Origin of the sequence: Bacillus mojavensis, from assembly GCF_012648005.1 — a bacterium.
In the GTDB taxonomy this organism is placed as follows: Bacteria; Bacillota; Bacilli; order Bacillales; family Bacillaceae; genus Bacillus; species Bacillus mojavensis.
Genome location: NZ_CP051464.1, coordinates 3533438 through 3556283, shown reverse-complemented (window position 1 = coordinate 3556283; position 22846 = coordinate 3533438). Strand labels below are relative to the sequence as shown.

Annotated in this window: 19 protein-coding genes and 1 pseudogene; 13 read left to right on the top strand and 7 right to left on the bottom strand. The window is 42.1% G+C overall.

Annotation, left to right across the window (positions count from 1 at the left end):
- The first annotated feature begins 97 nt into the window (after window positions 1-97).
- A complete protein-coding gene (locus HC660_RS18465; protein WP_168748947.1) occupies window positions 98-1507 on the top strand; it encodes a right-handed parallel beta-helix repeat-containing protein in 1410 nt (469 codons plus the stop codon).
- An 88-nt stretch (window positions 1508-1595) separates the two neighbouring features.
- Here the strand turns inward: HC660_RS18465 and HC660_RS18460 are convergent, their stop codons facing one another.
- Both HC660_RS18460 and HC660_RS18455 read right to left on the bottom strand, forming a co-directional pair.
- Window positions 1596-2792 carry an MFS transporter gene (locus tag HC660_RS18460; RefSeq protein ID WP_168748946.1) on the bottom strand — a complete coding sequence of 399 codons (1197 nt, stop codon included), beginning with the start codon at window positions 2790-2792 and terminating at the stop codon, window positions 1596-1598.
- A gap of 21 nt (window positions 2793-2813) precedes the next feature.
- The gene (locus tag HC660_RS18455) at window positions 2814-3227 is read right to left on the bottom strand and encodes a MarR family winged helix-turn-helix transcriptional regulator (protein WP_168748945.1); all 414 of its coding nucleotides are present in this window, start codon (window positions 3225-3227) and stop codon (window positions 2814-2816) included.
- A gap of 222 nt (window positions 3228-3449) precedes the next feature.
- Between HC660_RS18455 and HC660_RS18450 the strand changes: the two genes are divergently transcribed.
- The 5 genes from HC660_RS18450 to HC660_RS18430 all read left to right on the top strand — a co-directional run bounded on the left by HC660_RS18450 (window position 3450) and on the right by HC660_RS18430 (window position 6851).
- Window positions 3450-3560 carry a protein usd gene (locus HC660_RS18450; protein WP_081720816.1) on the top strand — a complete coding sequence of 37 codons (111 nt, stop codon included), beginning with the start codon at window positions 3450-3452 and terminating at the stop codon, window positions 3558-3560.
- A gap of 14 nt (window positions 3561-3574) precedes the next feature.
- Window positions 3575-3856, top strand: a complete 282-nt coding sequence (spoIIID, locus tag HC660_RS18445; protein ID WP_010332180.1) for a sporulation transcriptional regulator SpoIIID — start codon at window positions 3575-3577, stop codon at window positions 3854-3856.
- Window positions 3857-4035: 179 nt separating this feature from the next.
- Window positions 4036-5037 (top strand): cell shape-determining protein Mbl, encoded by a 1002-nt coding sequence (mbl, locus tag HC660_RS18440; RefSeq protein ID WP_168748944.1) that lies wholly within the window; start codon window positions 4036-4038, stop codon window positions 5035-5037.
- Between the two features lie 159 nt (window positions 5038-5196).
- Window positions 5197-6009, top strand: a complete 813-nt coding sequence (locus HC660_RS18435) for a flagellar hook-basal body complex protein FlhO (RefSeq protein ID WP_010332178.1) — start codon at window positions 5197-5199, stop codon at window positions 6007-6009.
- A gap of 32 nt (window positions 6010-6041) precedes the next feature.
- Entirely contained in the window at window positions 6042-6851 is an 810-nt protein-coding gene (locus HC660_RS18430) for a flagellar hook-basal body complex protein FlhP (RefSeq protein ID WP_010332177.1), read from the top strand.
- 21 nt (window positions 6852-6872) lie between these two features.
- On the opposite strand, the gene rapD is transcribed toward HC660_RS18430, so the two are convergent.
- Entirely contained in the window at window positions 6873-7937 is a 1065-nt protein-coding gene (rapD, locus tag HC660_RS18425; protein ID WP_010332176.1) for an aspartate phosphatase RapD, read from the bottom strand.
- A 193-nt stretch (window positions 7938-8130) separates the two neighbouring features.
- Here rapD and fabZ point away from each other — a divergent pair, with 193 nt between their 5' ends.
- Window positions 8131-8556, top strand: a complete 426-nt coding sequence (gene fabZ / locus HC660_RS18420; RefSeq protein ID WP_010332175.1) for a 3-hydroxyacyl-ACP dehydratase FabZ — start codon at window positions 8131-8133, stop codon at window positions 8554-8556.
- A 73-nt stretch (window positions 8557-8629) separates the two neighbouring features.
- On the top strand, window positions 8630-9022 hold the full coding sequence (gene mscL, locus HC660_RS18415; protein WP_010332174.1) for a large conductance mechanosensitive channel protein MscL: 393 nt from the start codon (window positions 8630-8632) through the stop codon (window positions 9020-9022).
- 59 nt (window positions 9023-9081) lie between these two features.
- Here mscL and HC660_RS21150 read toward each other — a convergent pair whose 3' ends face one another.
- Both HC660_RS21150 and HC660_RS21145 read right to left on the bottom strand, forming a co-directional pair.
- A complete protein-coding gene (locus HC660_RS21150) occupies window positions 9082-10062 on the bottom strand; it encodes a histidine kinase (protein WP_244956509.1) in 981 nt (326 codons plus the stop codon).
- Between the two features lie 228 nt (window positions 10063-10290).
- A pseudogene (locus HC660_RS21145) lies at window positions 10291-11553 on the bottom strand (sensor histidine kinase); the annotation flags it as partial.
- An 803-nt stretch (window positions 11554-12356) separates the two neighbouring features.
- On the opposite strand from HC660_RS21145, the gene HC660_RS18405 reads away from it, so the two are divergent.
- The 3 genes from HC660_RS18405 to HC660_RS18395 all read left to right on the top strand — a co-directional run bounded on the left by HC660_RS18405 (window position 12357) and on the right by HC660_RS18395 (window position 20504).
- A complete protein-coding gene (locus HC660_RS18405; protein ID WP_168748942.1) occupies window positions 12357-13433 on the top strand; it encodes a response regulator in 1077 nt (358 codons plus the stop codon).
- Between the two features lie 335 nt (window positions 13434-13768).
- Complete coding sequence (locus HC660_RS18400) at window positions 13769-19750, top strand: SpaA isopeptide-forming pilin-related protein (RefSeq protein ID WP_168748941.1); 5982 nt, start codon at window positions 13769-13771, stop codon at window positions 19748-19750.
- A 94-nt stretch (window positions 19751-19844) separates the two neighbouring features.
- The gene (locus tag HC660_RS18395; protein WP_168748940.1) at window positions 19845-20504 is read left to right on the top strand and encodes a class A sortase; all 660 of its coding nucleotides are present in this window, start codon (window positions 19845-19847) and stop codon (window positions 20502-20504) included.
- 81 nt (window positions 20505-20585) lie between these two features.
- Here HC660_RS18395 and blaOXA read toward each other — a convergent pair whose 3' ends face one another.
- The gene (blaOXA, locus tag HC660_RS18390; RefSeq protein ID WP_168748939.1) at window positions 20586-21389 is read right to left on the bottom strand and encodes a class D beta-lactamase; all 804 of its coding nucleotides are present in this window, start codon (window positions 21387-21389) and stop codon (window positions 20586-20588) included.
- Between the two features lie 53 nt (window positions 21390-21442).
- Entirely contained in the window at window positions 21443-21853 is a 411-nt protein-coding gene (locus HC660_RS18385) for a YwpF-like family protein (protein ID WP_010332168.1), read from the bottom strand.
- Between the two features lie 173 nt (window positions 21854-22026).
- Here HC660_RS18385 and HC660_RS18380 point away from each other — a divergent pair, with 173 nt between their 5' ends.
- Window positions 22027-22410, top strand: coding sequence for a hypothetical protein (locus tag HC660_RS18380; RefSeq protein ID WP_010332167.1), 384 nt, complete (start codon window positions 22027-22029; stop codon window positions 22408-22410).
- A 77-nt stretch (window positions 22411-22487) separates the two neighbouring features.
- Window positions 22488-22829 carry a single-stranded DNA-binding protein SsbB gene (gene ssbB / locus HC660_RS18375; RefSeq protein WP_010332166.1) on the top strand — a complete coding sequence of 114 codons (342 nt, stop codon included), beginning with the start codon at window positions 22488-22490 and terminating at the stop codon, window positions 22827-22829.
- The last annotated feature ends 17 nt before the right edge of the window (window positions 22830-22846 follow it).

The following is a 22846-nucleotide window of genomic DNA, read 5'->3' as shown; positions in this document are numbered from 1 at the left end:
GTTTTCTGCAGTGGAATGGATTTGAGATGGTTTTCCATAAATGGATAACCTATAATGGTAGAAGAAAATCCATTCTAAATAGAAATGAGAATCCCATATGAAGCTATCATTTTTTATTTCTGCTGCAGTTGTTTTAACTGCTGTGATCATCGCTTTAATCTATGATAAGACGGCAGCAAATGAACATGAATCAGTGAATTGCTTATATGTTTCTCCTAACGGCAATGATCAAAATGAAGGGACGAAAACTAAGCCATTTCGTACACTGGCGCACGCCGCTAAGGAAGCTGTTGCCGGAACAACCGTATTAATCCGTGAAGGCACGTATGATGAACCGCTTGAAGTGAAGCATAGCGGCACGGACGGGAAGCCTGTCACGTTTCGAAACTATCAGAACGAGAAAGCAGTGATTACCGGGAAATCTATTACGAGCGCAAAATATGAAACGCCGTTAATCGGCATAGACAATAAACACTACATCACCATCAGCGGTTTAACGATTGAGAATCTCTCTGTTTCATCTGAAGAAGCAACCGCCATGGGAATTTATGTGACTGGCTCCAGCAGCCATATCACGATTAAGGGTAATCATGTTCGGAATATAAAAACAACGGCAGATGAGGGCAATGCCCACGGAATTGCAGTGTATGGAACGGGAAGCATGAAAGATATTAAAATCACGGATAATACCGTTGAAAAGCTGACACTCGGAGCGAGTGAAGCGGTTGTGCTAAACGGAAACATTGACGGCTTTACAATTGCGGGAAATTTGGTCCGTGATAATAACAATATTGGCATCGATCTTATCGGATATGAAGGAACGGCAGATCAAAACGATTATGTGCGGAACGGCATCGTAGAAAACAATACTGTCTATCATCATTCAACTTTCGGAAATCCTGCTTATGGAGATGAGTACTCAGCGGGCGGAATCTATGTCGACGGAGGACGCAGTATTGACATCAGGAAAAACACGGTATACAGAAACGATATCGGTATTGAAGCAACTTCTGAGCACAAAGGGAAATATGCTGAGGATATAAAGATTACCGACAACAAGGTGTATCAGAATGCATATACGGGGATTTCAATCGGCGGATACGACAAGGAGCGTGGCGGCACCGCCGGTTCTGTGATTGCTCACAACATGATGTTCCGCAACGACACAAAAGGGCTGTATGGCGGTCAGCTATTGCTGCAGCATGATACAAAAAACAACATAATAGAAAAAAATATTATGACGGCAAGTGACTCTAGGCTGTTTATTGCCAACGAATTTAAAACCAATGAAGGAAATACAGTCAATCATAACGTTTACCATAAGGAAGCAGATAAAGACGGCTTATGGATGTGGAAAAAGACAGAATACGACTCATTTCCGTCCTATCAAAAAGCAACGAAAAACGATGTCGGCTCTCTCTATGCAGATCCGATGTATCGCGACGAAGAGTCTTTTGATTTTACATTAGATCCGGATTCACCTGCGCGTCCGATTATTGAATCATGAACAAGCGGCATTCTATTCCGTTAAACGGAGCAGAATGCCGTTTTTTATGCAAAAAAAGACTGCCGGCAAATTCCGGCAGTCTGACAAGCTATTCTGCAATCGACACTTTTCCTTCAGGGTCGGCTACAGCAGGTTTTTTCTGGCTCCAAGTATAGAGAAGAAGAGAAATCAGAACGAATAGACCCGCTGATAAGTAAATAGATGAGAAACCTGCGGAAGCAACGAATAATCCGAACACATACGATCCTGCGGCAATTCCGCTGTCAAAGAACGTAAAGAACGTTGCTGTCGCAAACCCTGAACGGTGTGCCGGTGAGTTTTGTATCGCCAGCGTTTGCATGCATGGCACGATTGAGCCGTATCCGAGTCCGATCACAGCTCCGGATAATAGAAGCATCAAGCTGCTGTGCGTAAAGGCAAGCATGCAAAGTCCGACAGAGAAAATCAGGATTGAAGGGTAAATCACAATCCCCGCTCCGACTTTATCGAACAGTTTGCCTGTAAACGGACGCGCAACCATCATCGTAACAGCAAAGCAAACAAAGAAGTAGCCGCTGACATTTAATAGATCAATAGACTTAGCAAAAACGGACAAAAATGCTGTAACTGTTGAATAACAGAATGATATAAACAGCCCTACAATCGCAATCTTAAGCGCGCCTTTTTCAAACATATCCGAAAGAGAGAAACGGAATACAGTCGTTCCGCTGCTGAGGCTGTTTGGCACTTTAATGAGTAATGTAACAAACAGCCCGACAATCATAAACACCGCAAAAATTGTAAAGAAGACAGAGAAAGGCACAATTTTCACCAGGCTCAATCCGAGAAACGGACCGATAGCCATTGCGAGGTTCATAGACATGGCAAAGTATCCAAGCCCTTCGCCGCGGCGTTTAACTGGAATGATATCGGCTGCGATCGCGCCGGTTACAGTGGTTAAAATACTGAACCAGATTCCTTGGAAGAACCGCAATCCAAGCAGCAAATAGAAGTTGTGAATCGGCAGGTAAAGAAAAGACGAAAGGGCAAAAATCGCCATCGATACAATCGCCATCCTCTTTTTCCCAAACCGTTCTATAATAGCCCCTGAAAAAGGACGAGTGAAAATGGCGGATAACAGGAACAGACTGATCAACAGCCCTCCCTGAGATTCAGTACCGCCAAGCTCCTGCATCATATAGATAGGCAGAACAGTCAAAAATGTATAAAAGAACACAAAAACAAACAAGTTCACGAGAACGACCATAATGAAATCTTTGGTCCAAATTGGTTCAGGCTTTTTCAAATGTATGTCACTTCCTTATTTTCATTGTTGTAAGAACAAATGAAATAAATGAGAAAACGCTTCTTTATCTTCATCACGGAAATCTGCGAGCAGTTCTTCCTCAAATTTAAGCATTTTCACATTGATTTCTTCGTATTTCTTCTCTGCTTCTTTTGTAAGGACAACGAGTTTTTCCCGTTTATCCTCACCTTGCCGTCTCTGTACCCAGCCGTTTTCTTCAAGGCGTTTAATCGTCCGGGTTACGGTCGGGGCTTCCACATTTAAATAGGACCAAATCTCCTTTTGAGTCATTGGTCCGATCGTACGCAAACAATATAAAACTGACCATTGAGATGAGTAAAGGCCGAATGGCTCCAGCTGTTCATTGGCTTTTTTGGCAATCAGGCGGGCGCTTTGGTTGATTTGATGAATGAGGTGTCTGTTGACGTAGGTCATTTCGGTCTCCTTCTAAAAAACTTACCTAAGTAACTAATTGCTTTTTCATTTTACAGGAGCGATGAACGGATGTAAAGATAAAAGTTTAGTGACGCGAAATAGTTAGCGGAAGCCGAAAAATTCGTTTCACCCCTTGTCCTTATTGAGTTTTTAGCATATTCCCAAAAGAATGCTAATACACTGTTACAAACCTAACAAAGAGAGTGTTTGAGGTGAGGGATCGTGGGCATATTTCACAAACTTACTTGTAAAATCATACAACAAAGAAGCTGCATAATGAATGACTCTTTACAGAATACGGATCTCATTTCACACTTCTCACATCCATTTTAGGGAGGTCGAGTGGTGTGCACGATTACATCAAAGAGCGAACAATCAAGATAGGAAAGTACATCGTGGAGACAAAGAAAACCGTTCGTGTCATTGCGAAGGAATTTGGTGTTTCCAAAAGTACAGTACACAAGGATTTAACAGAGCGTCTGCCTGAAATCAATCCTGACTTGGCAAACGAAGTGAAAGAAATACTCGATTATCATAAATCCATCAGGCATTTAAGAGGAGGAGAAGCAACAAAACTCAAGTATAAAAAGGATGAAATTCTCGAAGGAGAGCCCGTTCGCCAGCCATAATCACCCAGGGCAAATCAGCCTGCATTGTCTTCCGGAAATCGTTTGTAGATCATCCGCAAAAATTTGTAAAGAACTTAATGTGCTTCCAACTTTTTTTCTATATTTTATGATAATATATATAATTAGGGCACAATGTGGATATTTACTGTGAAACAGATTTTCAAGGAGGATATAAATAGATGTTTGCAAGGGATATTGGTATTGACCTCGGTACTGCAAATGTACTGATCCATGTTAAAGGTAAAGGAATTGTTCTGAATGAACCTTCCGTAGTTGCACTTGATAAAAACAGCGGCAAAGTGCTGGCGGTTGGCGAAGAGGCAAGACGAATGGTTGGACGTACACCTGGGAATATTGTTGCGATTCGCCCGCTGAAAGACGGAGTTATTGCTGACTTTGAAGTAACAGAAGCAATGTTGAAACATTTTATTAACAAGCTGAACGTAAAAGGCCTGTTCTCAAAACCGCGCATGCTTATTTGCTGCCCGACGAATATTACATCAGTTGAGCAAAAAGCCATCAAAGAAGCTGCTGAAAAAAGCGGCGGTAAACATGTGTACCTTGAAGAAGAACCGAAAGTTGCCGCTATTGGCGCGGGTATGGAAATATTCCAGCCAAGCGGTAACATGGTTGTAGACATCGGAGGCGGGACGATGGATATCGCAGTCATCTCAATGGGCGATATTGTCACCTCCTCTTCTATTAAAATGGCTGGGGACAAGTTTGACATGGAAATCTTAAATTACATCAAACGCGAGTACAAGCTGCTGATCGGCGAACGTACTGCGGAAGATATTAAGATTAAAGTCGCAACAGTTTTCCCAGACGCACGTCACGAAGAAATTTCCATTCGCGGACGGGACATGGTTTCCGGTCTTCCAAGAACAATTACAGTAAACAGCAAAGAAGTAGAAGAAGCCCTTCGTGAATCTGTAGCTGTTATTGTGCAGGCTGCGAAACAAGTGCTTGAAAGAACACCGCCTGAACTGTCCGCTGATATCATTGACCGCGGCGTTATCATTACCGGCGGAGGCGCGCTCTTAAATGGCCTCGACCAGCTGCTCGCTGAAGAGCTGAAGGTTCCGGTGCTTGTCGCTGAAAATCCAATGGATTGTGTGGCAGTCGGAACAGGTGTTATGCTTGATAATATGGACAAGCTTCCTAAACGCAAACTAAGCTGATCACTCAAACCTCATTCTGAAAAAGAATGGGGTTTTTTTATGAAAACTCTTCACGAATTGATGGGAAATGCCGATAATAGGATAAAATACTGATTTATATTATAGAACGAATGTTCCTATGTGACAACTGGAAAAAATGCCATTTTAGAGGTGGAAAACTTGTTAAAAGGATTATATACCGCAACATCCGCAATGATTGCCCAAGAGCGCAGAACGGAAATGCTTTCAAATAATATCGCAAACGCAAATACATCCGGATATAAAGCAGACCAAGGCTCGCTGCGCGCGTTCCCTGAGATGCTTCTTAGCAGAATTGAATCAAAATCTCCGGCTGGCACATCGAAAACAGAAATCGGTTCCGTTAATACCGGTGTTTATATGCAGGAGCTTAAGCCTCTTTTTACACAGGGAAGCCTTAAGTCGACGGATCAGCCTACAGACATCACATTGGTTGAAAATCAAGTTCCGGTTCATGCGGAAACAAATGAAAATGCCGCCCTTTTTTATCCGGTTCAAACGGAGAATGGGGTCCGATATTCAAAAAGCAGCACGTTTTCTTTAAATGAGAATAATCAGCTGACGATTAACGGAAATGCCATTTTATCAACGACAGGACAGCCGATTACGGTCGAAAATGAAAATTTCACCGTGTCTGAAAACGGTACTGTTACTGTGAACGGACGAACAGCCGGACAGATTGATGTCAGAATGGCAGAGGATGTCAGAAATCTAAAAAAAGATGGCAATGATTTGTACAGCACGGCTGACGGAAATGACCTGCCGAGCGCGGCTGGCAATAACCAAGTATCTTATTCATTAAAACAAGGCGTTTCTGAGCTTTCGAATGTTGATGTGACGAGCGCCTATACAGAAATGACTGAAGCGTACAGATCGTTTGAAGCAAACCAGAAGGTCATTCAAGCTTATGACAAAAGTATGGACAAAGCAGCCAATGAAATCGGAAAAATATAAGATAAAGGAAGAAAAAACGGGGGACATCAACTATGCTTAGGTCAATGCTAACGGCATCAACCACCTTAAACCAGCTGCAGCAGCAGATTGACACAATCAGCAGCAACCTTTCCAACAGCAACACAACCGGCTATAAGGCTAAGGATACGAATTTCTCTGAGCTCGTCAGACAGCAATTCGATCAGGTTGATGAAAAAAACGAAGAAGTGGCACAATCCCGCAAAACGCCGCCCGGCTTGCGCCTTGGCGTCGGAGCGATGATGAATTCACGGCTTGTATCTGATCAAGGAAGCATTCAGAAGACGGAGCGCGATCTGGATATCGCCTTTACGTCTCCTTACCAATACCTGCAGGTTAACGTGAATGGCAATCGCCAGTATACGAGGGACGGGGCGCTTTATTTGTCGCCTTCAGCTGATAATGCCAACCAGCTTCAGCTCGTGACAGGCAACGGTCATCCCGTGCTTGATGAAAACGGCAATGCAGTAAACATAGACAGCTCAATGAAAAAAATTACGGTCAATGATAACGGGACCTTAACCGCATCTAACGGGAATACAGTACAGCGGTTTAATCTCGGAGTTATCCAAGTGAACAATCCTCAAGAGCTGAAATCCGAAGGAAATAATCTTTTCTCCATTGATAATGCGGCAGCCTTTGAAGAGCTGAATGGCGCAAACAGACAAAACATCGGCATGCAGCAGGGTGCACTTGAAATGTCAAATGTGGATATTTCTAAACAAATGACAGATTTGATTACGTCTCAGCGTTCTTATCAGCTGAACAGCAGAACGATCACAATGGGTGATCAGATGCTCGGTTTGATTAATTCTGTCAGATAATAGAGAGAGGGGCGTTTTCAATCAGCCGCGCAGTATAAAAAAGGCGGCTTTTTCGAAATCGTCCTTTTTTTTGTAGTATTCCGTGATGTCCTCCAACAGCACCTCTAAATCCACCCAAGCTTCGATTTTTTCTAGTTCAAGCACATATTCAAGCAAGGTATCATAAGGGTCTTCAGCAGACGTATAGAGCGCTTCAAGTGTTTTTAATTTCAATTGAATTGTTTGAATGTTTACTTTTTCAGATAATTCTTTCCCTTTTTGCAAAACCGCTTTTCCTTCTGAGATCTTTTCTGTTTTAAAAAGGGCTCTGACGGATTCATACACACAGTGAAGATAGGATACTGGAGAATTGGTTTCAAATTCCTGATTCTTCAATACCTTTTTAAAGTATAGAAGTGCTTCATGGTCTTTCTTTTCGGTTGCTTTTAAAAAGCCCAAATTATAATAAGCATGGCACAGCAGATTATCGTCATTTAACTGCTGGGTTTTCTTGATGATTTCTTTGAAAAGCTGTTCAGCCTCATCATAGCGTTCTTGATCAATATAGTTTACAGCGAGCAGCAGTTTGCAGCTGATCACCTTTTTTACATAGCCGAATTGATGCAAGTAGATATTTAAAGCTTTTTCAACATATTGGATGGAAAGCGGCGGTGATTTCATCAAGTAATAGGCGCCGGCGGTCTGATAATAAAAGTCAGCGGCTTCAAATGAGTTTTGAATCGCGTGCAGGTGCTGCTCAGCTTTTTTAAAACCATTCACCGCATGCTTCGGAGCGGTTTTTACCATTTCATATAATCCTGAGAAAAAGTGCAGATAATATTTCAATTCATCATCCATTTTTTCTTCCTGTTCATATAAATCATGGAATAATGAATCCAGACCGTCCTGGTTTTCATAAAGCAGCTGATGCCGTGCGAGGAACAATTGATAACGCATCCAAAGTTTTGTGTTCCTTTTAAGCTTCGGAAGGTTCTGATCGATTTCCTCTTTAAGTGCTGCTGCGTCATCCATTTTGCGTTTGCCAATAGCGGTATACCACTCGTCTAACATTTTTTGCATTCTTTTTTCTATAAACTTTGAAATCATTTTCCTACCTCTTTGCTAATGGTAAAATCTATAATTATCATATCACAACTTTTGACGGCTCTCATTGACAGTTGGTTACACTTTGGGTGCAGGTTGAAAAAGAGATTCATTCATAATATACTTTTCAAATGTACAGATTGGATCATAAATGATTGCTATACATACTAACGCAGATGAAGGAGATGTCAAGAGAATGCTTGATACTCAGCAAATTAAAGAAATTATTCCTCACCGTTATCCGTTTTTGCTCGTAGACCGGATTACGGAAGTTGAAGAGGGCAAACGGGCCGCAGGATATAAAAATGTAACCGCAAATGAAGAATTTTTTAACGGCCATTTTCCTCAGTATCCGGTTATGCCCGGCGTATTAATCGTAGAGGCACTTGCCCAAGTCGGCGCTGTTGCTATGCTGATTAAAGAAGAAAACCGAGGCAGATTAGCTTTCTTTGCCGGCATTGACAATTGCCGGTTTAAAAAACAAGTGAAACCTGGTGACCAGCTTCACCTTGAGGTTGAGATCATTCGTGCGCGAGGCACAATCGGGCGCGGAAAAGGCGTTGCCAAAGTTGACGGCGAAGTGGTTTGCGAAGTGGAACTGACTTTTGCCCTTGGCGAGTAAGTGAAAAAAAGACAGATGGGCAGCGGCACATTTGTCTTTTTTTCTTTCAAAACAAAAAAAGCAGGTGATTGTAATGTGGAAAGAGTTTAAGACCTTTGCCATGCGCGGGAACATTGTTGACCTTGCGATTGGTGTTGTCATAGGGGGCGCGTTCGGTAAGATCGTCACATCGCTCGTTAATGATATCATTATGCCTTTAGTTGGCTTGCTTCTGGGCGGGCTTGATTTTTCGGGACTGTCATTTACATTCGGTGATGCGGTCGTCAAATACGGCAGCTTCATTCAAACCATTGTGAATTTCTTGATCATATCGTTCTCTATTTTTATTATGATTCGGACTTTGAATCAATTGAGGCGCAAGAAAGAAGCGGAAGAAGAGGCCGAGGAGGAAGCGGCGGATGCGCAAGAAGAGTTATTGAAAGAAATCAGGGACTTGCTGAAGCAGCAGACAAGATCTCCAGAATAAAAAAAGACTGCCGCTGGAATGCGGCAGTCTTTTTTATAGGTCAAGGATTACCGTATTCTTTATTGTTCCTCCGTATCCGGAGACGTGCTTATGAATTTAGGAGAATCTGTTGTTTCAGTAATGTGTATGACCATCGATACAGCTGTGCCGGCATCCGGGATGCTGCGGATGTTCAATTCACTGCCACAAAAATGCTTGAGCCGCTGGTTGATATTTTTGAGTCCGACGCTGCGATCGAAGTCTTGAGACAGGATATTCTTTTGTTTTTCCGGCGCAATGCCAACACCGTTATCTTCAACTTCGACGTAATACTCGTTCCTGCTTTGTTTTTTTACGGTCAGCTTAACCCATCCTCCGCCTCTTTTTTTGCTTACGCCATGATGGACTGCATTTTCCACCAATGGCTGAATCATTAAAGGCGGAAGGATGAAGTCAATGTCTTTGTCTATATCGAAAAGAATGTCCAGCCGATCGCCGAAGCGCGTCTTTTCTATGGAGAGATAGGAATTGATAATAGAAAGCTCGTTTCTGAATGAACTGATGGCTGATGTATTTTGGAAATCAAAACTCATTCTTAAATAGTTAGTAAATTCAGCTGTTATCTCTCGCGCTTTTTCAATATCCAAATGACTGAGTGAAATAATGGTGTTTAACACATTGTAGAGAAAGTGTGGTTTGATTTGCGACTGCAGAAATGCCATCTCCATATTTGTCGCTTGGTTTGCTGTATGTTTCATCATAATCAGGTTTTTGATACGCGCCATAAATTCAGAGTAATGATAAGGTTTTTGCAAGATGTCATTCGCTCCGGCATGAAAAGCCTTGTATTTGTCGTGGCCGATGATGGCTGCTGTAATGATCAGAACCGGAAGATCAACCATACTGAATCGTTCACGAATTTTCGTACAGACTTCGAAACCAGTCATATCCGGCATCATCAAGTCCAGAATCACCAAATCAAGCTTCGTGCAAGAAACCACTTCTAATGCTTCCGTTCCGTTTTTTGCAGCAATTACATTGTAGGGCACGCCTTCAAGCATATCGCTTAAAATTTTTAAACTGTCAATGTTATCATCGACAATCAGAATGGTTGGAGCGTCAATTTTCTCAGAGTAATAGGGCGTGCTTAAAGAGATACCTGACATCTCTAGCCCGGATTGTAATTCTGGAAGACTTGTTTTGGTTTCAGGCACAGATTCATGATGGACAATGGGCAATGTGAAATGGAATGCCGACCCTTTTCCCTCTTCTGATTCGACCCAAATGTCCCCGTTTTGGAGCTGGACCAGCTGTTTGACAATACTGAGGCCAAGACCGGCTCCGTCGTCTTTATTCATTTCTGCTTGCTGAAAAGACTCAAAGATGGTTTGGCGATCGGCTTCGGAAATGCCGCTTCCGGTATCCGTAACTGTCACCTTGATCATGTTATCGTTCAGTTTTGAAGCAGAAAGTGTGATTTGGCCCTCCGCTGTATACTTGATTGCATTGTCTACTAAATTGGTTAATATTTGGCGGAAGCGGTTTTCATCTGCGAGCACTAAAGGAAGGTCGTCTGGAATATGATTCATGATATTTAAGTTTTTATGTCTCGATAAGAGATTATAGAAATTCATTTCCGAACAAACTAAAGCATAAATATCAACAGGCACCGGGTGAATCTGAAGCATGCCTTGCTTTATTTTTTCTAAATCCAGGATGTCATTCACCAGATTGGACAGCCTGTAGCCCATGCGGATAACAAGCTGCATGTTTTCTTTCTCTTCTTCTATCGTTCTTTTTCCTTTGCCGGCCAGCAACGTTTGGCATATATTAATAATGCTGTTCAGCGGAGTTTTAAATTCATGCGATGTCTTCGCTATAAACTCATCCTTCAGCCGGTCAACCCTGAGTAATTTCCACGACAGCACTTCATTTTCGCGGAATGCACCGGCAAATTGCTGTGCCATGAGAAGAACAATCGCCAGCAACGCAATGACTGTCGGCAATGAATAGATCGAATTAAAAGAAAAAGCCGTTTTTCCTGTGTAAGCGGAGATGGTCGTTAAAATGACAAAAGCACTCATTGATATAGAAGCGATTGTCAGATACAGGCTTCCTTCCATTTTGCGGATCGCTGCGATCGTAAAAATATATGTGATATAAACCAGGGTCGAAACGGCTAGCACGGAATGTAGTATGTATGAGGAGTGACCGATAAACCCAACGGTTAAAAAATCTATGATTAAGACCAGCCCGCAAGAAACAGTGGCTATGAGCATAAAACGTTTTGACACAATCTCTCTGTAAGCAAAATAGAGATAGAGAAAAACCGCTATACTGACAAACACAGTTGAGATTGCCCTCATTGAATTTAACAATGAAAATGAAATGGACGGAAAGAGGAGGAATATAATCCGCTCTTTTCCGATCATCAGAATAATGAATGAAAACAGAAGGCACATAACAGAAAAAAACAGCAAATGTTTATCCTTTTTTCTTTGCAGGTAAAAGCCCAGAAAATATAATCCGGTAATGAAAAATGCTGTAATCATGACCGTATCATTAAGAAAGGAAATTTTGTTTTCACGCACTATTTGGTCCTGGGTTCCAAAGGTAATCGGCTTTGCGATCCCCCACCCCGGCGTTTTTCCGAAGTTCGAAAACTGTACGACAAGTTCATTATCACCCTTGTGAAGCGGGAAAAAGCTCGTATACGGTCTGTTTTGTGCTGTAAAATCAGGTTTATTTGAGGGGCTGCCGCTTTGGCCTATGACTTGTCCATTAAAATAGCTGCGATTTGCACTGTAAATAAACGACGTGCTGACTCCGAAAACCTGATTGTCTAGCTTTGATTTGATCGTCAGCTTGTACGTTCCGTAATCCACGTTGATACCTTGCTTGGCCAGCTTCACATTACTGGGGACATCAACGAAGAGGGGATCTTTTCCTTTTGCTGAAGCAATCTCTTTTGGTGATAAAATCTGATTTGGATATAATGTCCACTTTCCGTTCAGCTGTACATTCCCATCCTTCTGAAAATCCCAGTTCTCCAAGTTCATGACCCCATGCTTTGCTTCAGGAAGTGTTGATCCAGAAAGATGATCAATCGCTATAAAAGCCATAAACAAAGCGGCATAACCGAAAATAATCGAAATGAAAATAAATTTGTCTTTCATATCAATGCTCCTTTTTAATAGGTTCATTCTACATTCCTGTTTTTTATAAATATTGTAAATGTAAACTTTCAAAAGCTACAATAGCAAGAAAAAGAATCCAATTAAAGGGGCTATTTGGCATGATATAATAGAAGATATTTACTAATATCTCGATTTTACATATAGGGTGGGATGTGTTTTTGAACGCGTTAATTGTTGATGATGAGCATCTGGCATTGCTTCATTTTAAGAATATGCTTGAACGGACAAACGCCTTTCAATCTATTACGGCATTTCAAGATCCGATTGAAGCTCTGGAGCATGCGGCGATTCTTGCTATAGATGCGGTGTTTCTTGATATTGAAATGCCCGGAATTAATGGCATTGAGCTTGCTGAAGCGATTCAAGCGCAGAATGAAAACGTCCAAGTCGTTTTTATCACGGCTTATAATGAGTTTGCTATCAAAGCGTTTGAGCTGAATGCCATTGATTATTTGTTGAAGCCTGTCATTTACAAGCGGCTTGAGACAACAGTTGAACGTATCAGAACGAATAACAAGCTCAGGGCACCTGCAGAAAATACCGAGGCGCATTATTTCATTCAATGTTTTGGAAGCCTGCAGTTTTATCAAACCTTAAATAGTGTTAAGACAAACATACAGGTCAAATGGAGAACGTCCAAGGCGCGTGAAATCTATGCTTTTTTACTTCAAAATCAAGGACGTGTCGTCAGTAAAGACCTGTTAATTGACCTTTTTTGGCCCAACTATGATGTTTCAAAAGCAAGCACCCAGCTTTACTCAACCATTTACCAAATCCGGAAATTAATCGGCCAGGTTCCTTTCGGCCAATCAATCGAGAAAACCGAAACAGGGTATATTCTTCGTTTTTCAGGAGTAAAAATTGATGTTGTTGAATGGGAAAGATCACTAAAAGAGGCTCCGCCGCTTAATACATCTACCTTACACCAGCACATGGATATGTTAATGTCATACGAAAACCATTACTTTATGGAGTACGGCTACTTGTGGGCAGAACCGGAAAAAACGCGTCTTGCCCAACTGTGGATCGGCAAGGCATATGAATTGATTGATTTTTTCATGAATGAAATGAACTACAGTCAAGCGATGGACATTTGTCTGCAGGTTGAGAAAATTGAACCTTTCGATCACAAAATTATGCAATACAAAATGCAGATATTTAACAAAAACGGGAAGGTAGAAGATGCGATAAAGGAATATCAGCGCTACAAACAAATGAAAGATCAGATTAATTAAAGAAGCAGAAAACTTACCCAAACCAGTGAGTGTCGATTGCCTTTCGATGCACACTGGTTTTTTTTGTACATGACACCTAAAGGGAAGGCCCTCGCCATATGTCTGAAACTTCGAATCTCCAATTATATCCATTTCGCTTGAATCATACATGATTTTTTGTTGTACAGAAATTGTATAGTTCCATTTCATACAATGTAGTTTGGTTCGGATGGCAAATCTTAGTTTTAAAACTCATTCGGCATTAGTAGTTTAATTGTGGGGGATGGAACATGGTTTTATGGTCTCATGTATCAATCGGCAAGTGAAAAATAGATATGAAAGGGAGGAATGAAAAGTTGAGAACGAGGAGTTTTCCCTTAGGGCTGAAAAAAAGCGGGCGGATCGTTATGATCATAAGCCTTGCCATCTTTTTCTTCTTCAGTCAGATCGCCAGCTATACTCTTACCGCACAGGCTGTGGATGTAACGTCAAGTGACAGCCAATTCTTCGATTCGGTGACTGTCAAGGACGGCAAGAACCAGATTGTAGACGGATCAAAAGGAAACGAACCGGCATTAACGCCGGGGGATGAAGTGACACTGACATATGAATGGTCATTGAAAAAAGATGTAGAAACAGATAGTGAACAGGATATCAATGTGGAGATCCCTAAAAACTTTACATTTGATAAAGGTGCAGAAGGTGAAATCAAATCTGCTGATCAGGTCATCGGCAGCTATCAAGTGCCGGCGGGCAGCAGCACCATGACGGTAAAATTAACAACTGGATTCGCGGATTCTCCGAATGCCAAGGGAACCATTACACTGTCAGCCGCGTTTACTGCAGATGCAAAAGACGATGAACATACAGTAGCAGCCCTTTTTCAACTAGGGGGAGGCAAAACCCAGCAGGTGATCATTCCTGTTAAGAAAGATGAATCACCAGATGCCGAGGAGGAAGAGCCAAAAAACGACCCTTCTGATACTGATGGTGATCAGAAAGAGACAGATGACAAATCTGCACCTTCAGTCAGCAAGGATCAAAAAGAGGAAGAACAGCAACCGTCAGCCGACTCTAAGAGCGGTGATTCCTCAAAGGATAAAGATTCAAATAAAGTGTCATCCTCAAGTCAATCAGCTTTCAGAAGTTTGCAAACTGAAGAAAAACAAATCACGCAAAATCTTTTAACCGGCGTGACATTGACGGACGAAAACGGAAAGCCATATGACAAGGGCAATCGTGCCGATACGAATTCTCCGGTGAAAATTTCAATTGATTGGGCCATTCCTGACGATTTTGGAAGAACAATCAATGCCGGCGATAAATATGAATTTGATTTACCTAAAGAATTTATTATGCATAATGACATTGTGAACCTGCCGTTAAGCGCCGGAGACACCACATACGGGACATTTTCTATTGATACGAACGGACATGTGGTGATGACATTTAACGGCGAGGTAAAAGAAAGTTCTAATGTCAAAGGCACATTGGTTATCAATACACAGTTCAATGAGAAAAAAATAACGGGTTCGACAACACAGAAGATTCCATTCCCTGTGAATTCTGATACTCCTGAAACAACAGTTTATTTTAAACCAAATGTGAGTAAAACCATTGATAAATCAGGTGCACTGGATAAAGGCATCAACCCCGGTAAAGTAACATGGACGGTCGATGTCAATAAAAAGTTAGATCAAGTCAAGAATGCCAAACTCACGGAAAGCCTTCCAGAGGGTTTAACCTACCGTTCAGTTAAAGTGTATGAACTCAATGTGAACATTGATGGTTCTGTCAGCAAAGGAAATGAAGTTTCTTCCGGCTACAGCGTTGATTCAAAAGGAAATGTCACATTTGATGGGACAATTGATTCAGCCTATCGCCTTGTGTACGAAACCGACATTGACAATAGTGCAAAGCCGAGTGAAGGCGGAAATATATCGCTGACGAACAAGGCGGCATTCAGCGGAGACAATCTGGAACCAATTTCTGCAGAAGCCACTGTTGCGGCCAAATATGGAAAAATGATCGCGAAATCATCGACCGGATATGATGGAGAATCTCAAACATTCAGCTGGGCTCTTTCATACAACTATGGTGAGAAGCAGATCGACCAATCCAAGGCCAGCATTAAGGATTCTTTTGGAACTGGCGATTTGCACCTCGTAAAAGATTCCTTGAAGGTTATTCCTATTACCTTTGGACAGAATGGCAGCGAGCAAGCGGGCACGCCTTTAAAGGAAGGCGAGGATTACACGCTGATCGATAATGGAAGCGGATTTGAAATCAAATTTAATAAAACCGTTACCAGCGCTTACAAAATCACATATCAAACAAAGGTCAACAGCGGAGTGATCATTGATAAATCGACAACATACACCAATAGCGTGGTGACCGGAACAGGGGATTCTAAAGAAGCTTCTGGAATAGCCATTCAGCAGAACCTCATTAAAGGGTATTCAAACGTTGATTATGAGAAGAAGACGGTTGATTGGACGATTACAATTAATAAAAACAAATATGAGATGAACAATTGGACGTTGGATGACCAATTCGAAAGCGGCGGATTGGTTTTGATTGATGACTCGTTCAAGATTCAAGACACAACGAACAACAAAACGTTGCAGAAAGACAAAGACTACACATTGACAAAAAAACCCGACAATAAAGGCTTTACTTTGGCATTGATCGGGGATTACAAAAAAACAGACAGTCAGTTTAAGATCACTTACACAACAACATTCAATGCTGATTATTCTAACGAAAGCGTCAAGAATACAGCACATTCAACATGGACTGATCAATACGGCAATGACCGCACAAATAAGGTATCAAGCGGTTTTACACCGAATCATCAGACTTCAAATAATGGTTTCAAAAACGGTTCATATAACGCAGTTTCAAAGGAAATCACGTGGAAAGTCGGCATCAATTATAATGGCGAACCGACAAAAAATTCTTATATAAAAGATGCCATAATAGATCCTCAGCAATTTGTGCCGGGTTCCGTTGTGGTAAAGAGCTATACGATCAATAAAAACGGCTCCATCACAGAAGGAGACGTCCTTGATCCTTCCAAGTATGAGGTCGAAGAGCCTTCAGAAAAAAATGAACGCACTCTGACAGTACACCTTAAAACGAGCGATTCTGTGCCATACCTGATTGAGTTTAAGACATCGCTCAAAGGAAAGGTCATTGACCAGAATCAGTACACAAACAAGGCAACATACCATAATGACGGGTATGCAGACCGCACGTTGACGGGTTCTGTTTCGGTTGTGAACGGAGGAAGCCTGGTTTTCAAAGGCGGCAAACAAAATGGAAACTACATCGATTGGAATATCAACGTCAACTCTAGCCAATCAACGCTGGATGACGTGAAAGTTACTGACACGCCAGATGATAATCAAATACTAGATGCAGCGTCTTTTAAAGTATATCAAGCAAAATATGATGAAAACGGAGTGGTCAAAGACAGCAGCGGAAATCTGACCGCGGGCGATGTCGAGCTTCAAAAAGACAAAGACTACACGGTAGACATCAAAACCGACAATACAACAGGTGAACAATCGTTTGTCCTGCAATTCATAGGCAGCTATAAGCAAATAGACCGTGCCTATGTGATCAAATACCGGTCTCTGATTAACATAGCCGGCACGAACGGCCACGTTAAAAATAAGGTGTCCATTTCAGGAACAAATGTGAAAGAGCAGACTCAGGAAAACAGCAGCTCGATCTTTGTTGCCATTTCAAGCGGCGACGGTTCCGGATCAGGAGAAAAAGGAAGCCTGACGATTTTAAAGATAGGAGAGGACGATAAAGCTCTTGGAGGAGCAGAGTTTCAGTTATGGTCTGAAGACGCCAAGCAGCTCCTGCGCAACGGCACAACAGGTACCGATGGTAAGCTTACATTCGGAAATATTCGCTACGGCTCTTACGTATTAAAAGAAGTAAAAGCGCCTGACGGATATACCATCAGCGATGCTTATGCAAAAGGAGTCTCTGTTAAGATAGACAGCAACTCATCCAAGACAGGAGCGCTGTACAAAGTCGTAAATCAACAGAACAAGGTGACGCTTATCAAAAAAGACGAACAAAAAAATCCTTTAGCTGGTGCTGTTTTCAAGCTGGAGAAAAAGGCGGGCAACGGCACCTATACTTTGATAGAAACGGATATCAAAAGCGACAAAAACGGAAAAATCGAAATGAATGGTTTGCCGGCGGGCTATTACCGCCTCACCGAAACGAAAGCTCCTGCCGGGTTTATCGTGAATACAAAAGCGATTCATTTCTCAATCGCAAAGAATGATAAGAATCAGGTGTCTGACGTAGAATTAGGAGAAATGGTCAATTATCAAGGAAGGGCCTATTTAACGAAGGAAGATGCCGCAGGCCAGAAACTCGAAGGAGCGGTCTTCAAGATTATCGATGACGAAGGAAATACGGTTCAAGAAGAGCTGACGTCGGATAAAGACGGAAAAGTAGAGGCTTCAGGCCTTGCGCCGGGACGCTACGCCTTTGTCGAAACAAAAGCGCCTAAGGGTTACGTATTAAACACCGAGAAACAAGAGTTTACCATCTCCGAATCAGCAGAAGGAAAGCCGGAGTCAGCTGATGCCGGAGCAGTCGTTAACTATAAAGGTTCTGTGCAGCTGGTGAAGGAAAATGCTAAAGGGCAGAAACTTGAAGGGGCTGTTTTCAAGATTGTCGATGAGGAAGGAAATACGGTTCAAGAAGAGTTGACCTCAGATAAAGATGGAAAGGTCACAGCTTCAGGCCTTGCACCTGGACGCTACGCTTTTGTCGAAACGAAAGCGCCTGAGGGTTATGTATTAAACACCGAGAAACAGGAGTTTACCATCTCTGAATCAGCAGAAGGAAAGCCGGAATTAACTGATGCCGGGATAGCCGTTAACGATAAAGGCTCCGTTCAGCTGGTGAAGGAAGATGCTGAAGGGCAGAAACTTGAAGGGGCCGTCTTCAAGATTGTCGATGACAAAGGAAATACGGTTCAAGAAGAGCTGACCTCGGATAAAGATGGAAAGATCACAGCCTCAGGTCTCGTACCTGGACGCTACGCCTTTGTCGAAACGAAAGCGCCTGAAGGATATGTGCTGAACACTGAGAGAAAAGAGTTCACCATCCCCGAATCAGCAGAAGGAAAGCCAAAGTCAGCTGATGCCGGGATAGCCATTAACTATAAAGGCTCCGTTCAGTTAACGAAAGTAGACCAAGATGAAAAAGGAGTAGCCGGTGCCATTTTCAAAATCGTTGACAACAATGGAAACACAGTAAGAGATGACCTTGTCTCAAAAGAAGGCGGCAACATTGAGGTTGACGGTTTGGCTCCGGGAAGCTATCAATTTGTTGAAAAACAGGCGCCAGACGGATATCTCCTATCCGAAAGCCCGGTGCCGTTCACCATTAAGGCTGAACATGACGGCCAACCAGAACAAGTTGAAGTAACAGCTGTCAACATCGAGAACCGTGTCGTTCTTACAAAAATAGATCAACATGATAAAGAGAAAGTTCTTCAAGGAGCGGAGTTCAATCTGACTGATGCCAAAGGCAAAGTTTTGAAATCCGGTCTCATCACGGATGACAAAGGACAGATTACCGTACACGGTCTCAAAGCGGGAGAATATCAGTTTATCGAAACAAAAGCACCTGCGAATTACAGTTTGAATAAAACGCCAATATCGTTCAAGATCACCAATACTGAAACAAAGCCAGTCGAAATCACCGCAGAGAACATACTGACACCAGGCGACGTGAAACTGACAAAAGTGGATCAAGACGATAAAAAAGCCGTTTTGGAAGGTGCTGAATTCAAGTTATTGGACGCGAGCGGCAAGCCTGTAAAAACTGACGGCTACGGCAAAGATATACCCAAATTGTGGAAAACAAATCAAAATGGACATTTCACTATCAAAGGCCTTGCGCCGGGACGCTACCAGCTTATCGAAACAAAGGCGCCCGATGGCTATAAACTGGATGAAACACCAATCGATTTCACAATTGAAAAAGGACAGTCAAAACCTGTTGAGATTGTTGCTTCTAATCAGAAATTAAAAACGCCAACGCCGAGCAATGATACACCGGATAAACATGTGAAGGGAGATGGACAGCATCCAAAAACCGATGGCACAGATGGTCATGTAAAAACAGACAATTCACATCCAAAAGCCGATGATCCAGCTGGCCATACCAAAACAGACAATTCCCTTCCAAAAACCGGTGATACAGACAGTACGGTGCCGGTTATGATCGGCATTCTGCTGCTCTTAGCAGGCGGAGCTATGGCTCATGTCTCTAGAAAGAGACAAAGAAAGGCTTAAATGTGATGGCACCTGATCATTGAAGATTTGATCAGGTGCTTTTTTAAAACAGATCATACCCCATAGCATGACGCAAAAGAAAGGGATGTACAGTATGTATAAAAAGATAATCATAGCGGTGTTAATTCTTTCCGGCCTGCTGCTTATCTTTTCTCCTTTCATAAAAGGAAGTCTCATCGCCTACCTTAGCAAAAACCAGTATGAGTCGGAATTGACTGTGAAGCAGCTGCAAGAAAATAATGAAAAAGAAGCAGAATTTGATTTCAATTCCATTCAGCCGCCCACGATAAAGGAAGCTATAAATGCGGGCTTCGATCGGGAACCGAAGGCCATAATCGGCCGGATCACCATTGAAAGTGTGGATCTGGAGCTCCCCATATTAAAAGGAACCACCAATGAAAACCTGCTGATCGGAGCGGCTACAATGCGCCCGGATCAGAAAATGGGCGAGGGAAACTATCCATTGGCAGGCCATCACCTGAAGCGGAAGAGCCTTTTATTCGGACCTCTGGCTAACATAAAAAAAGGCGCCAAAATTGTCATCACAGATTTCAAAAACGATTATATGTACTCTGTGACATCAATAAAAAATATTTCTGAAATAGATGCAGATGTGATTCAGGATACAAAAGAAAAGGAAATCACATTAATCACATGCGACAAAGCTGTGGAAACCGAAGGACGTCTCGCAGTGAAAGGGAAATTGATTGAGATTGTCGGTCATACAAATGACAGATCGAGTAGCGGAATGTGAGAATGTGTGTAGACCATTTATTTTTCATTTGATTATAGGAGAATGAAAAAGCCTGCCTTGTGATAAAAGGCAGGCTTTATTCTAATACAGAATATATTTGTTTAATATGTCCATTGTCATGCTTTTCGCTTCTGTGCCGGTACCATCAATGTTCGTCACGAAACTATACACTCCGTTTTCAGTTTTGACAAAGCCTGCATACCAGCCGATGCCTGAACCTGAACCGGTTTTTCCATAAAGGGTATAATGATCTTCATCCTCCTGGATCATCATCCGCTTCACCGTTTTCATTACGCTTTTATCAAATGGCAGTTTTTCTTTGTATAAGGCTTCCATAAAGTCAGTCTGTTCCAGAGGAGAAATCTTAAGCGTGCTGCTCAGCCAAAATTGGTCAATGCCTCCGCTGATATCTTGATTGCCATAAGCTATTTTATCAATCCATTCCTTCATTCGATCTTCTCCGATGTCTCGTGCCATCGCTTGATAATACCAAACAACAGAGTATCTCATGGCAGATCCGAGCGTGTGATCCTGATTCCAGATATCGAGCTCACGTTTTACACCGTCCCAGTATTTGATGTCATATTCATCTTTAACGGCGCCTGTTTGTAATCCAATGAGCGCGTTTGGGACTTTAAAAGTGGATTGCGGCGCAAATCTTTGTTTCGCGCGTTGATTGTCATAGATGAATGTTTTTTCGTTTTTTAGATCACGTAAAATAAAAGTTCCGTCGTGATCAGTGAAGAATTCATCGACATTCATCTTCCTTAGATTGGGCCTCTTCTCGGCAGCATCAGCTTCTCTAGGTGTTTGCAAACTCGATGTTAGAAGGACAGCCGCGCCGATAAGTGATAATAAAACCGTTTGAATTTTACGCTTACTCATACCTATCACCTCAGCACATGTAAAATAAGAGAGGGGATGATTTCCACTCTCTTTTATATTTTCTGTTTAAACGCCTCGATCAGCTTCGCTCCTGTATAGCCCTCTTTCACAAGAGATTCCAGAATGGTTTCAGTGCCTTGCTGTTTTCTTGTCACCATTTGTCCGTAAATTAATACCGAAATGCTTTCTTCGAGTTCAGCAATGTTCTTCACAGCTGCAGTCAGCTGGGCGGGGCGGTTGCTTTTTTTCGTAATCGTCACAAATACTTTGACCTCAGCTTGCTTTTTTTGAAGCTGGTCAAAAAAAGACATGTGCTCCTTCGGAACAAGCGCTTCAATCAGCCAGTGATTTTCGCCGTCTTCTTTATTGATAATCAGTCCGTCAATAAGGGGAAACTGTTCAATTGATTTTTCTTCCTTGTCCACTCGTTCCACGTTCAGATCAACCAGTTTAAAGGTTTTCATTTTATCTCACCCCATTTACTTACAAAGAATTCTTAAAATGAATTATAACACATATTCATTTTTCCGTGAAAACGCTGTAATGCTGGGGGCAATTTATTTTGTTCGGTACAACATTTAATAATTTCTATTTTTTCATTATACTGTAACTGACTATGGATTACGGAGAGGTGTGTATGAATCGATTTCATTTAAAGGAAATTTATATTGACGGCACTCGGGCGGATCAGCCTTTGGTTCCAACGAGCGAAGTTTATATGTTAAGCCGTAAAGATATTTTTGAGGTTCATCTCTATAGGAAAGAGAGGATGATTTTTTTATACGAAACTTACGATGGGATGGAACAGTACAAAATCCAGCTGTCGCTGCCGGAAAAGAAGCTCAGCTTTCAGTGGTTTGCATGGGACGGCTCTTCTTATGTCTGTATGAATACGCAGCATTGGCTGACATCTAAATTGTTTTTCCGGTTTTTAAAAAATACATATTTCTTTAGAGGGAAAAAACATAAGCTGTTTTTAGCTGAGGGAAAAATGAAAACGAAAGATAAAAACAGAGGCTGATATTCAATTTTAGGCGTTTTTCTTTTCTCGATGCATCGTCTACAATACGTGTAACCGCAAGGAGAGGAGGAATCGCAATGTTCAATCAGGTCATGCTTGTCGGACGGTTAACAAAAGACCCTGAGCTTCGATACACTTCCGCAGGCGCGGCAGTCACACACATTACGATCGCGGTTAACCGAAGCTTCAAAAATGCTTCGGGGGATATTGAAGCGGATTACGTCAATTGCACGCTTTGGAGAAAAACGGCCGAAAACACGGCGTTATATTGCCAAAAAGGCTCTCTCGTCGGCCTAAGCGGAAGGATTCAGACAAGGAGCTATGAAAATGCGGAAGGTGTCAAAGTATATGTAACTGAAGTGATGGCTGACACTGTTCGTTTTATGGATCCTAAACCTCGGGAAAAAGCTGCCGATTGACATACCCCTGCTCCTCC